Origin of the sequence: Streptomyces odontotermitis, from assembly GCF_050510915.1 — a bacterium.
Taxonomy (GTDB): domain Bacteria; phylum Actinomycetota; class Actinomycetes; order Streptomycetales; family Streptomycetaceae; genus Streptomyces.
On sequence record NZ_JBNJLS010000003.1, the window covers coordinates 473,730 to 486,426 of the forward strand.

The following is a 12,697-nucleotide window of genomic DNA, read 5'->3' on the forward strand; positions in this document are numbered from 1 at the left end:
CACCCGGGCCCCGCACCCCGCTGGGGTGCGGGGCCCCGGCGTCTGCCGATCGGCGCCTGATCAGGTGAAACGCCCTTCATACTGACTTGTCGCGTACGGCTCCGGGCGTTCTGATCGCGCACAGTGAACCGACTCTGAAGACCTCCTCAGGCGTTCAGGAGCACTGTGTGACCCCCGTACCCGAACGGTCCCGCCGCACCCTCACCCCGGTGCTCGCCGTCCTGCTCGCGCTCCTCGCGGCGCTCGTCCTCGTGCCGTACGGGACCGCCCACGCGGACGCCCGGATGAGCGTCCGTCTGGACCCGGCGACCAGCCCCGTGCCCGCCGGCGACCACGTGACGTACAACGCGAGCATCCAGTGCTCGATCCCGGGCGACTGCCAGTCGGTGACCGTCACGTTCACACCGCCGCCCGGCGCCTCGGGCCCCGGCCACGTCTCACAGCCCTACCCGCCCGGAGTCACCGCCGTCACCCCCAACGCCGACGGCAGCGTCACCGTCACCTACGACAAGATCCCCAGCGGGCAGAGCTCGCAGCTCACCGTCAGCTGGCCCACCCAGGACTACTGGACGCCGCCCGGCGCACAGACCGCCACCATGTCCGCCACCGCAGCCAACGGCGACGGCACCCCCAGCACCGACGACGCCTCGGTCACGGTCACCGCCGAGCCCAACCCGGCCATCACCAAGGAAGGCCCCAAGGCGGCCCGGCCCGGCGACACCGTCGCCTACAAGGTCACCGCCACCAACGACCCCCGCGACTCCAACCGGCCGCGCGGCAGCCTCGCCCTGGAGAACACCGTCCTGACCGACGTGCTCCCCGACGGCGTGGACCTCGTCGACGCCACCCCCGCCGGCTACACCTACGACCCGGCGACCCGCACCATCAGCTGGCCCGTGGACACCGAACCCGGCCGCCCCGGCGACCAGTTGGCGCAGGTCAAGGAGTATCCGTACGGAGTCGTCCACGAGATCAGGGTGAAGGTCCGCGACGACGTCGCCGACGGGACCGTGCTCACCGACACCGCCTCCATCACCGGCGACCCCTACGGCCCCGACACCGGGAAGATCACCAAGGACGCCACCGCCGAGACGACCGTCGGCACCGGCAGCGGCGAAGTCTCCGGCACCCTCGACAAATCGGTCGACACCCCCCTCGCTGGCGGCGGCCAGCGCCTCTCCTACGTCCTGCGGTTCGGCAACACCGGCACCGTGGCCGCCGACGCCCGCCTCACCGATGCCCTGCCCGCGGGCTTCGACGGGCAGACCCTGCGCCTGTCCACCCCCTCCGGCGGCACCTACACGGGCAGCTGGTCGGTCGTGGTGACGCGCCGCGACGGCAGCACCGAGACACTCACGCCCACCGACCAGCAGGTCAGCCTCGGTACCGACCCCGTGTCCGTACGCGTCGACGTCCCCGGCCTCGCCGCCGGTGCCAACCTCGTCGTCCAGATCACCGGCCGCGCCGACGCCACCGAGGTCCCCGGCGGCAGCGGCGACGTGCGCAACTGCGCCCGCCTCGAACTCACCGGCAGCGCGGGCACCGCCGAGGAGGAGGACTGCGCCACCTTCCGCATCGAGCCCGAGGTCGCCCAGCCCGAACTCACCAAGAGCACCGACCCCGCGCCCGTCGGCCCCGGCGGTACCCACACCTGGCGGGTGACGATGCGCAACGACCGCTACCGCACCGGCTCCTCGCCGCTGCGCCCCCGCTTCGTCGACCTGATCCCCCGTCAACTCTCGTACGAGACCGGCTCCTGGACGCTCGCGGCCGGGCAGCCCGCCTCCTGCCCGGCCACCGACCGCTTCACCGAGACCGTCACGGCGGGCCCCGACGGCCGCACCCGCGTCGAGCTGACCGCCGAGCGCGGCGCCGAGATCCCGGCGAACGACTCGGCCTGCGTCTACGAGTTCCGCACCACCGTCAAACCCGGTGTGGCGAGCGGCACTTACGGCGGCACGCCCTCCGACGCCGACTACGCGGGCAACCGCGCCGGGCTCTACGACGCGCAGCGCCCCGTCAACACCCGGCAGACCGACACCCACGACATCGACGGCGACGGCGACACGGGAGAGAACGTCGCCGAGGCCACCGACGACTTCGCCATCGCCCAGTCCGCCTCGCTGTTCGTCACCAAGGAGGTCAAGGGCGACAAGGACGGCGACTTCCGCGGCTCGGCCGAGGTGCCGGGCAAGGAGGACGAGGTCGGGAAGTCGACCGCGGGCGGCACCGTCGAATACCGCACGGTCCTCGGCAACATGGGCAACACCGACCTCACCAACGTCGTCGCCTACGACCTGCTGCCCGAGCCCGGCACCCACGGCGTCACCAGCGGCCGCTACGGCGACCACGCGACCAGCCAGTGGCGCCCCGTCCTCACCGGCCCCATCGACGCGGGCACCGCACCGGTGACCATCACCTACTCGGAGAAGGCCGACCCGTGCCGCCCCGAGATGGACAACACCCCCGACGACAGCGCCCCGTTCCACTGCGACGGGAAGCCGGACCCCAGCTTCAAGCCCGCGTCGGCCGTGACCGACTGGAGCCGCATCCGCTCCGTGCGCTTCGACTTCGACGGCCATGTGTTCACCGCGGGCGAGCGCTACACGCTGCGCTGGCGGATGCGCGTGCCCGAGAAGGCCGCGGACGGGACGCCGTTCGGCGGCGGCGAACGCACCTGGAACAAGATCGCCATCGCCGGTGACCGGCGGGAGCCGGACGGCACGCTCAGGCCGTTGCTCGCCACGGAGGCGCCCTGGGTGGTCGCCGAGGTCGAGCCCGGCTCCACGGAGCCACCCACCCCCACACCCACCCCAGAGCCCACACCGGACCCGACCACCCCTGAGCCCACGCCGGACCCGACCACCCCTGAGCCCACACCCGAGCCGACCACCCCTGAGCCGACCACGCCCGAGCCCACACCCTCGCCCTCACGCAGCGAACGGCCGGTGCTCCCGGACACCGGGTCCTCCCTGTTCCCCCTCGGCACCGCGCTGGGCGCGCTGCTGCTCGCCGCGGGCGGCACGTTCCTGTCGGTGACCCGAGGCCGACGACGTGGTGGCCGCCACTCCTGATCAGAACGAGAGCGAGACGAAGGCCGCGCTCAGCAGCGCCCCGCCCGCCAGTGCCATGCCCCACGCCGTGCGCGTCGCGCGGAGGCCGCCCGCCACCACGATCGCGGCCAGCAACAGCGCGCCGCCCAAAGGGATCCACGCGCTCAGGAAGCCCGCGCCGTCCGCTCGTACGACGTCACGGGACGTGCCTGACGTGCGGGCCACCGGGATGCGGGCACCCTTCTTCTCCGTGATGGAGCGGTCGATCACGACCCTGACCGTGCGGCGGGAGGTGCCGGACGACGCCACGTACGAGCCCTCGCACGCGTCGGAGCCGCAGCGCGTCACCGTCATCGTGCCCCGGTCCGCGTCCTGCGCGCGCACCACGTGCCGGGCCGTGTCCCAGGACGCCCAGACACCCGCGACGATCAGCAGCGCCGCGAGGGCACCCATCGCGGCGCGGCGGCCGTGGGAGAGGAGCCGTCGGTCAGACATGGCCGCGATCCTTGGGGATGCGGCTGCGCTCCGTCAACAGCGGGCCTCAAACGGCCACGCCGCGTTACGAGTTGTATGTGCTCTGTGCGCGCTCCAGGCCCTCGGTCACGAGCGCCTCCACCGCGTCGGCGGCGCGGTCCACGAAGTAGTCGAGCTCCTTGCGCTCCGTCGAGGAGAAGTCCTTGAGGACGAAGTCCGCGACCTGCATCCGGCCCGGCGGGCGGCCGATCCCGAAGCGCACCCGGTGGTAGTCCGAGCCGAGCGACTTGGTGAGGGACTTCAGGCCGTTGTGGCCGTTGTCGCCGCCGCCGAGCTTGAGGCGGAGCACGCCGTAGTCGATGTCGAGCTCGTCGTGGACGGCCACGATGTGGTCCGTGGGCACCTTGTAGAAGTCGCACAGGGCCGTCACGGGGGCGCCGGAGACGTTCATGTACGACATCGGCTTGGCCAGGATCACCCGGCGGCTCGCGGGTCCGGGCGGACCGATGCGGCCCTCCACCACCTGGGCCTGGCCCTTCGTCGCCCGCTTGAACTTGGCACCCATCCGCCGCGCGAGCAGATCGGCCACCATGAAGCCGACGTTGTGCCGGTTCATCGCGTACTCGGGACCGGGATTGCCGAGCCCGGCGATCAGCCAGGGGGCGGTGTCGTCGGACATGCGCGTTCCTTCGGTCAGCAGCGGGTCGGCCAGCGAGACGGGGTGGTGGGCACAGCCCACCACCCCGTCCACAGGTTCAGACGCGAGAGGCTCAGGCCTCGGCGGCCTCGTCGCCCTCGCCCTCGGCGGCCTCGTCAGCGGACTCCTCGGCCTGCGCGGCCAGGACCTGCAGGACGACGGCGTCCTCCTCGACGGCGAGCGAGACGCCCGACGGCAGGGTGATGTCCTTGGCGAGGACCGACGCACCGGCGTCCAGGCCCGCGACCGAGACGGTGACCGACTCGGGGATGTGGGTGGCCTCGGCCTCGACCGGCAGGGCGTTCAGGACGTGCTCGAGGAGGTTGCCGCCCGGGGCCAGCTCACCGTCGGTGTGGATCGGGACCTCGACGTTGACCTTCTCGCCGCGCTTCACGAGGAGCAGGTCGACGTGCTCGAGGAAGCCCTTGATGGCGTCGCGCTGGACGGCCTTCGGGATCACGAGCTCGGGCTTGCCGTCGACGTCGATGGCGAGCAGCACGTTGGACTGGCGCAGGGCCAGGTTCAGCTCGTGGCCGGGAAGGGTGATGTGGGCCGGCTCGTTGCCGTGGCCGTAGACGACCGCGGGGACCTTGTTCTCGCGGCGGATGCGGCGGGCGGCGCCCTTGCCGAACTCGGTGCGGGTCTCGGCGGCGAGCTTGATCTCAGCCATGGTGCACTCCTCGTAGATAGGTAGGGATTGGTCACCCGGCCACGAACGGCCTGCTACGAAGAGCGCGTCGATTACGGACAGCCACTCATTCCCGTACGGAAATGAAAGCGGCCTCCCTCGCCGAGCAACTCAGTGAGTCTACCCGGCGGGGAGGCCGCTTCAGAAATCGATCTTCAGAAGTTACGGGCTCACGCCTGCTCGTCGAAGAGGCTCGTCACCGAACCGTCCTCGAAGACCTCGCGCACCGCGTTCGCGATCGTCGGCGCGATCGAGAGCACCGTGATCTTGTCGAGCTCCAGCTCGCCCGGCGTCGGCAGGGTGTCCGTGAAGACGAACTCGCTGACCTTCGAGTTCTTCAGGCGGTCCGCGGCGGGGCCGGAGAGCACGCCGTGCGTGGCCGTCACGATGACGTCCTCGGCGCCGTGCGCGAACAGGGCGTCGGCGGCGGCGCAGATCGTGCCACCGGTGTCGATCATGTCGTCGACCAGGACGCAGACGCGGCCCTTCACGTCACCGACGACCTCGTGCACGGTGACCTGGTTGGCGACGTCCTTGTCGCGGCGCTTGTGCACGATCGCGAGGGGGGCGCCCAGGCGGTCGCACCAGCGGTCGGCGACGCGCACGCGGCCGGCGTCCGGCGAGACCACGGTCAGCTTGTCGCGGTCGACCTTCGCGCCCACGTAGTCCGCGAGGATCGGCAGGGCGAAGAGGTGGTCGACCGGGCCGTCGAAGAAGCCCTGGATCTGGTCGGTGTGCAGGTCGACCGTGAGGATGCGGTCCGCGCCCGCGGTCTTCATCAGGTCGGCGATCAGGCGGGCCGAGATCGGCTCGCGGCCCTTGTGCTTCTTGTCCTGGCGGGCGTAGCCGTAGAACGGCACGATCACCGTGATGGAGCGGGCCGACGCGCGCTTCAGCGCGTCGATCATGATGAGCTGCTCCATGATCCACTTGTTGATCGGAGCGGTGTGGCTCTGGATCAGGAAGCAGTCGGCGCCGCGCGCGGACTCCTGGTAGCGGACGTAGATCTCACCGTTGGCGAAATCGAAAGCCTTCGTCGGCACGATGCCGACACCCAGCTTGTGTGCGACCTCCTCGGCCAACTCGGGGTGGGCGCGGCCGGAGAAGAGCATCAACTTCTTCTCGCCGGTCGTCTTGATCCCGGTCACAGCACTGTCTCCTCAGAGAGTTCGTCCCGCTGCCGTACTGACGCGTCCCGGTGCGTCGAGTCGGCCGATGTGTGCACCTATCACGGTACGCCGTCGCCGACGCACCTGTTTCCGGTCAGGCTTCGCCGGCCGGCTTCCGGGAGGCCGCCTCGGCCGCCTTCGCCGCCGCGCTCCCCGGACGCTTCCGGGCCACCCAACCGTCGATATTCCGCTGCTGGCCCCGGGCCACGGCCAGTGAGCCGGGCGGCACGTCCTTCGTGATCACGGAGCCCGCGGCGGTGTACGCGCCGTCCCCGACCGTGACAGGAGCCACAAACATGTTGTCTGATCCGGTCTTGCAGTGGGAACCCACCGTCGTGTGGTGTTTGGCCTCGCCGTCGTAGTTCACGAAGACGCTCGCCGCACCGATGTTGCTGTACTCGCCGATGGTCGCGTCCCCGACGTAGCTGAGGTGCGGCACCTTCGTGCCCTCGCCGATCGAGGCGTTCTTCATCTCCACGTACGTCCCGGCCTTGGCCTTCGTCCCGAGCCGGGTACCCGGCCGCAGATACGCGAACGGGCCGACGCTCGCCTGCTCCCCGACCTCGGCGCCGTCCGCGACGGTGTTGTCCACGCGGGCGCCCGCGTGCACGACGGTGTCCTTCAGTCGCGTGTTGGGCCCGACTTCAGCCCCCTCCCCGATGTGGGTGGCGCCCTGCAGCTGGGTGCCCGGCTGCACGATCGCGTCCTGCTCGAAGGTGACGGCCGCGTCGACCCAGGTGGTGGCCGGGTCGACGACGGTGACGCCCGCGAGCATGGCGCGCTCCAGCAGGCGGTCGTTCAACGTCCGCCGGGCCTCGGCCAGTTGGACACGGTTGTTGATGCCCGCGATCTCGCGGTGGTCGGCGGCGACGGAGGCCCCCACCCGGTGCCCCGCCTCGCGCAGGATCCCGAGCACGTCGGTGAGGTACTCCTCACCCTGGCTGTTGTCGGTGCGCACCTTGCCGAGCGCGTCCGTCAGCAACTGCCCGTCGAAGGCGAACACCCCGGAGTTGATCTCACGGATGGCGCGCTGCGACTCGCTGGCGTCCTTGTGCTCGACGATCGCGGTCACGGCACCGGAGACGCCGTCGCGCACGATGCGGCCGTAGCCCGTCGCGTCCGGGACCTCGGCGGTGAGCACGGTCACGGCGTTGCCGTCGGTGGTGTGGGTGTCGTTGAGGGCACGCAGGGTCTCGCCGGTGAGCAGCGGGGTGTCGCCGCAGACGACGATGACGGTGCCGCTGACCGGGCTCCCGGTCCCGCCCGCCAGCTCCTCCAGGCCCATGCGGACGGCGTGGCCCGTGCCGTTCTGGGTGGGCTGGAGCGCGGTGCGCACGTCGGGCGCGAACGTGGCGAGGTGGGCCTCGACTTCCTCGTGCTTGTGGCCGACGACGGCGACGATCTGCTCGGGGTCGAGCTCTCCACTGGCCGCGAGCACGTGTCCGACCAGCGAACGTCCGCAGATCTCGTGCAGGACCTTGGGCAGTGCCGACTTCATACGGGTGCCCTCACCCGCTGCGAGGACGACGACGGCGGTCGGGCTGTTGGCGCTCACGGGGGTGCCCTTCGGCTTCGGAGGGGTGGGGTTTCCTCATGGAGAGGACATCCGCAGGATACCGGGGCGTTTGGGGGCGGAAATGAGGAAGGGTCCTGACCTTGGGGTCAGGACCCGAACCTAGGGGCTGTGCGCTGTGGCTCCCCCGCAAGGATTCGAACCTTGTCCTGCTAGTACCAAAAACTAGTGTGCTGCCAGTTACACCACGGGGGACAGCGCCTCAGACCTTACCTGAGACGAGCCTCGGAGTCGGCGGCGATTCCGTTCCACCACCCTTCAATGCGGCAGTACAAATCGGCACCTTGTCGGACTCTGATGACAAGGCAGCCCCGGTAGTCATCGCCAGTGTTCTTCCGGACAGTCTTCGGGTTGTGCTTCTTGAGCGTTGTCCGTTGGAAGACGGAGGCATCGACGCGCACCAGGTCGGCCCAGTAGCGCTCGGCGGCGGTGACGTCGGCGGACTCATGGATCATCACCCTGTACTGCAGCCGTTCCGGCGCGACCCCGAGCAGGTCGAGCCAGGCGAGATAGACGGAGATCACCCTGGGGTCGCTGTTGACGAACAGGACTGATTCGCGGCGGGCGTACGGCTTGCTCTTCTGTCCTTCTGCCCAGTAGAGCGCGACTCCTGCGACGAACAGCTCACGATCGCTCAGCTCGCCGATCTCCCTGTGGGCTGCACGCTTCGTCTTCTTGCGTTCCTCGTCCTGGGCGCCGCGCAGCCTCGCGAGCCCTTCCTGCATCAGCGCGCGCTGTTCCTCAGGTGTGTACCGAGGCTCCGGTCTTGGCAGATCCCGCACCCACAGCGAGATTGAACTCTTGGAGCATCCCAGCTCCACCTGGATCTGGTCATAGGTCCGGCCCGCAAGGCGCAGCTGTCTCGCCCGGTCCCGCAGGTCGTCCTTCGCGTTCGGTCGCTTGGTCCACTCCGGCGGCGGCTCGCCCTGCACCAGCCGGTTCAGGATGTCGTTGTTGTAGACCTTCAACTCGTCGCGGATCTGCCGAAGGCTCAGCCCCTCGCGCCGCAGCGCCACCGCCCGCTCCCGCAGTCCCTCGAAGTCGGCGTACTTGCCTGTGATCTCCGTCATGGGGCGACCTTCGCCGGGTGTGCGGGGCACCGGCCAGGGATCCGGGTGGGGTCCAGCAGTTCGAGTGAGCGGCATCTCGTCGAGCCTGAAATTTCGCGGCTTCTGTCCCGAACAGTTCGAGCGCGGGGCCCGGCCCGTCAGACCTCGGCAGCCCCTCGCCGGGAGGCCGGCAGCACTGCCGAGACCCTGAATCCGCCCGCCTCCGTCGGCCCCGAGACGAAGACGCCGCCCAGGGCGCGGACACGTTCCTGCATGCCGAGGAGGCCGTTGCCGCCGCTGGGGAGGCGGGCCTCGGGGGAGCCGGGGACGGGCTCGGGAGGTGGTTCGTTCTCCACCTGCATCGCTATCTCGGAGAGGCGGTGGGCCAGGCGTACGTAGGTCTTCGCGCCCGCTGCGTGCTTGTGGACGTTGGTGAGGGCTTCCTGCACGACGCGGTAGGCGGTCTGCTCGACCTCCGGCGGGTAGCCGGGGCCCGTGGGCTCGCCCTCGATCGACAGGTCCACGGCCATGCCCGCCGCCCTGGACTGGCCGACCAGTTCGTCCAGTTCGGCCAGGCACGGGCCTTCGGACGACTCGTCGGCGCGGGCCGCCGCCGCTGCGGCTGCCGCGGCCACCGAGGCGAGGGGGACGGGGGCTGCGGCTGGGGCTGTGCTGTCGCGTGCACCGGGGGCCGTCACGGTGTTCTCGTTGGTGCGCAGGACGCCGAGCATCTCGCGCAGCTCGGTGAGGGCCTGGCGGCCCATGTCGCCGACCAGGGCGGCGTTCTTCACGGCCTTCTCGGGGTCTTTGCGGGCCACCGCCTGGAGCGCCGCCGCGTGCACGACCATGAGGCTCACCCGGTGCGCCACCACGTCGTGCATCTCGCGGGCGATGCGGGTCCGCTCCTCGTTGCGCGCCCACTCGGCGCGCTCCTCGGCGCGTTCGGCGAGCAGCTGGAGCTCGCGCTCCAGGCTGTCCGCGCGTTCCCGCAGGCTCTCCATGAGGCGGCGGCGCGCGCCCACGTACAGGCCGAGGAGGAGGGGCGGGGCCGTGACGCCGAGTGCGGTGGTGATCGCGGCGAACGGTACGAACCAGTCGCCGACCTGCAGTTCGCCGCGTGACATGTCCTGGTCGGCGCGGACGAAGGCGATGATGAGGGTGCCGAGCATCGACATGCCCGCGAGGGAGCCGATGATGCGGCGCGGCAGCTCGGCGGCGGCCAGCGAGTAGAGGCCGACGACGGTGAGGAGCACGCCCATGCGGGCGGGCGTCACCGCGATCGAGACGAGGACCACGGCGATCGGGAAGCGCCGGCGCAGCAGCAGTACGGAGCCGGCGAGTGCGCCGAAGACGACCCCGGCCGCCACCGGCACCCCGGCGTCCCGTGCGAAGGGGATCCCCTCGGCGCCGCACTCCAGGGCCGACAGGACCGCAAGGACGATGTCCAGGACCGCGCTGCGGCGTCGCTCCCACCACCACGGCCCGGTCATGGCCGTGGTGCGACTGTCCCCCGTCGTGGTCATGTCTTCCAGCGTACGGGCGTCGGGCCGCCCGTTCCCGGGAGTTTTCGGGCGGGGGCCGGGGGCGGCGTCAGGGGTGGTCGCGGGGGCGGCTTCGGCATGTCAGCCCACCCGCAGCCGGTCCGGGCGGGCGCCCGTGACGAGGGTCGCGAGGGCCTCGTCGATGTGGGCGCCCAGGTACCAGTCGCCGCTGTGGTCGAGGCTGTAGACCCGGCCCTCGGTGTCGACGGCGAGCAGCGCCTGGGTCTGGGTCTCCTCGCCTATGGGGCAGACCGCGCGGCCGAGCGCCCGGCCCAGGTCGCCGAGGGTGCGCGCGAGGTGGAGCCCGTACATCGGGTCGAGGTGCACGGCGGCCGGGGCGATCTCGCGGCCCGGGCCCTGGGGGGCGATGTGCAGCCCGCCGAACTCGGCCCAGGCTTCGACGGCGGCGGGGAAGACGGCGTGCTGGTGCCCGGCGGGCGAGGTGTGGCGGCGCAGGACGTCGGCCCAGATCTCGGCCTGCTTTATGTCCCAGCGGCCCGGCCGCCAGCCCGCGGCGCGCAGGGCGGCGTCGACGGGGACGGGGAAGCGGGTGGTGGAGGCTGCGTCGGCGTGCATGGGCCCTCGTGTTCCGTGGTCAGTTGTCGTTCGGCGGCTCGACGGAGGGTTCCACGACCCGCACGCCGAAGTGCGCCGTCAGCGCGGTGCAGGAGCGGCAGGGGCGGGCGAAGGAGCCGTGCAGCGGGTCCCCGTCCTCGCGGATGCGGCGGGTGGTGAGCTTGGCGTGCTTGAGGGCCTTGCGGGCCTCGCCGTTGGTCATCGGCTTGCGGGCGGCGCGCTTGGAGCGGTTCGCGTCGGCCGCCGTCAGGTGCCGGGAGACGAGGATGGCCTCGGCGCAGCGGCCGGTGAAGCGCTCGCGCTGGCCGCTGGTGAGGGTGTCGAGGAAGTCCTGGACGAGCGGGTGCAGCGGCGGCGGCTCCTCGCCCCGGGCCGCGGTGCAGGTGAGGGTCTCGCCGCGGACCGAGAGCGCGGCGGCGACGGTCGGCAATATGCCGTCGCGGCGGTGGGCGAGCACGGGTGTGTGCGCGGCGACGCTGCTCCAGCCGACGCGGGGGTCGCCCGCGCCCATGGTGCTGGTGCTGTCGTCGGCCATGCCGGTTGGTGCCGTCTGCATGGTGGTGCTTCCCCTCCCGTGCCGCGGCGGTGGCCGCTGGTGCGCCACCTCCCCGTAGCGCTTGCACAGATTGCCAAATGGGACGGGTGGTGCGGAAGCTGGGGCTCTGCGACACGCGGGGCTTTCGGCGCTCGGTGACCGGGCCGTGGCGGGTGGTCACGGAAGCGGAGGGGCCTTGACCGGTACGGAACCGGAGGCCCGGTGACCGGTGTCGTTCTTACGCATAGGCTGTTCGCTGATTCGCGTTCCAGCATCTTCATATCGCCGTTCTCATCTCCAGATCTCCATCTTCTTCAGTGCCGCAGGGGGCAACCGCCATGACGACAGGTCGGCTCGGGCAGCAAGCCGCGCCGCCGAACGCGGCCTACGCCGGGCAGGTCGTGCGCTTCCCGGACCCGGTCCGGGCCGCTCGCCACCCCAGAGGCGTGCGGATCGACGAACACGGCTACCCGGACTTCTCGCCGTACGCCCGCGCGGTCGCGGAGATCGCCGAGCCCCCCGAGGGCTTCGGCGTCGACGAGCTGCGCCTGACGGACTACGTCTCGGCGAACGCGGCGCTCGCGGCGGCGGGCCACGACCTCTGGGAGACCATCCCGGCGGTCGCGACCCCGCACGGCTGGACCTGGCACCACGTGCCGCACGGCCGCCGTCTGGAGCTCGTCCCCGTCGAGGTCAAGGCGCTCCTGCGGCACCACGGCGGGCTCGCCACCACGGCCGTGGACCAGAACAAGCGCGGCACGCGCCCGCTCCAGGAGACCCGCCCCGCCCACCTCGGCCTGCCGAAGTCGGGGGTCGCGGTGACCGAGGCCCAAGTGCTGGGCGTCGAGGAGGACTTGGGGTACCGGCTGCCGGGCGCCTACCGCTCCTTCCTGAAGGCGGCGGGCGGCTGCGCCCCGGTGGGCACGGCGCTCGACGCGGAGCTGGGCCTCCTCATCGACCAGCCGTTCTTCACGGTCCGGGACGAGGCCGCGGTCAACGACCTGGTGTACGTCAACAAGTGTCTGCGCGATCACCTCACCAAGGACTACCTGGGCGTCGGCTTCGTCCAGGGCGGTCTGCTCGCGGTGAAGGTGAAGGGTGACCGGATCGGCTCGGTGTGGTTCTGCGCGTACGACGACGCGCGGGACGTCTCGGAGGCGTCCGGCTGGGCCCCGGCGGAGCGAGTGGAACGCCTCCTCCTGCCCTGCGGCGACGACTTCGACGCGTTCCTTTCCCGGCTCGCGGGCAACCCGCCGGAGCTGGAGACCGTGGCGAACCTGATGGTGGACGGCGGCTTCGCGCACTCCGTCCCCGTGTCCTCGGGTGGGGAGTGAGTGTGCCG

General features: G+C 71.2%; 11 protein-coding genes and 1 tRNA gene. 2 read left to right on the forward strand and 10 right to left on the reverse strand.

The window, feature by feature from the left end; translation table 11 throughout:
* The first annotated feature begins 167 nt into the window (after positions 1–167).
* A complete protein-coding gene (locus ACQB60_RS12890) occupies positions 168–3,074 on the forward strand; it encodes a hypothetical protein (protein ID WP_496926049.1) in 2,907 nt (968 codons plus the stop codon).
* Here the strand turns inward: ACQB60_RS12890 and ACQB60_RS12895 are convergent, their stop codons facing one another.
* The 10 genes from ACQB60_RS12895 to ACQB60_RS12940 form a co-directional block, all read right to left on the reverse strand.
* Entirely contained in the window at positions 3,075–3,548 is a 474-nt protein-coding gene (locus ACQB60_RS12895) for a hypothetical protein (RefSeq protein WP_496926050.1), read from the reverse strand.
* Between the two features lie 64 nt (positions 3,549–3,612).
* Positions 3,613–4,206, reverse strand: coding sequence for an aminoacyl-tRNA hydrolase (pth, locus tag ACQB60_RS12900; RefSeq protein WP_496926051.1), 594 nt, complete (start codon positions 4,204–4,206; stop codon positions 3,613–3,615).
* 91 nt (positions 4,207–4,297) lie between these two features.
* Positions 4,298–4,894: a 50S ribosomal protein L25/general stress protein Ctc gene (locus ACQB60_RS12905; RefSeq protein ID WP_496926052.1), complete on the reverse strand. Its 597-nt coding sequence runs from the start codon at positions 4,892–4,894 to the stop codon at positions 4,298–4,300.
* A gap of 188 nt (positions 4,895–5,082) precedes the next feature.
* Positions 5,083–6,060, reverse strand: a complete 978-nt coding sequence (locus tag ACQB60_RS12910; RefSeq protein ID WP_384840074.1) for a ribose-phosphate diphosphokinase — start codon at positions 6,058–6,060, stop codon at positions 5,083–5,085.
* A 115-nt stretch (positions 6,061–6,175) separates the two neighbouring features.
* Entirely contained in the window at positions 6,176–7,636 is a 1,461-nt protein-coding gene (glmU, locus tag ACQB60_RS12915; protein WP_496926053.1) for a bifunctional UDP-N-acetylglucosamine diphosphorylase/glucosamine-1-phosphate N-acetyltransferase GlmU, read from the reverse strand.
* Positions 7,637–7,773: 137 nt separating this feature from the next.
* Positions 7,774–7,849: transfer RNA gene (locus tag ACQB60_RS12920), tRNA-Gln, on the reverse strand.
* A 14-nt stretch (positions 7,850–7,863) separates the two neighbouring features.
* Positions 7,864–8,724 (reverse strand): hypothetical protein, encoded by an 861-nt coding sequence (locus tag ACQB60_RS12925; protein ID WP_496926054.1) that lies wholly within the window; start codon positions 8,722–8,724, stop codon positions 7,864–7,866.
* Positions 8,725–8,861: 137 nt separating this feature from the next.
* Positions 8,862–10,226, reverse strand: a complete 1,365-nt coding sequence (locus ACQB60_RS12930; RefSeq protein WP_496926055.1) for a sensor histidine kinase — start codon at positions 10,224–10,226, stop codon at positions 8,862–8,864.
* 99 nt (positions 10,227–10,325) lie between these two features.
* A complete protein-coding gene (locus tag ACQB60_RS12935; protein WP_496926056.1) occupies positions 10,326–10,820 on the reverse strand; it encodes an SUKH-3 domain-containing protein in 495 nt (164 codons plus the stop codon).
* Between the two features lie 19 nt (positions 10,821–10,839).
* The gene (locus tag ACQB60_RS12940) at positions 10,840–11,376 is read right to left on the reverse strand and encodes a YwqJ-related putative deaminase (RefSeq protein ID WP_496926057.1); all 537 of its coding nucleotides are present in this window, start codon (positions 11,374–11,376) and stop codon (positions 10,840–10,842) included.
* Between the two features lie 317 nt (positions 11,377–11,693).
* Between ACQB60_RS12940 and ACQB60_RS12945 the strand changes: the two genes are divergently transcribed.
* Complete coding sequence (locus ACQB60_RS12945) at positions 11,694–12,689, forward strand: SMI1/KNR4 family protein (protein ID WP_496926058.1); 996 nt, start codon at positions 11,694–11,696, stop codon at positions 12,687–12,689.
* The last annotated feature ends 8 nt before the right edge of the window (positions 12,690–12,697 follow it).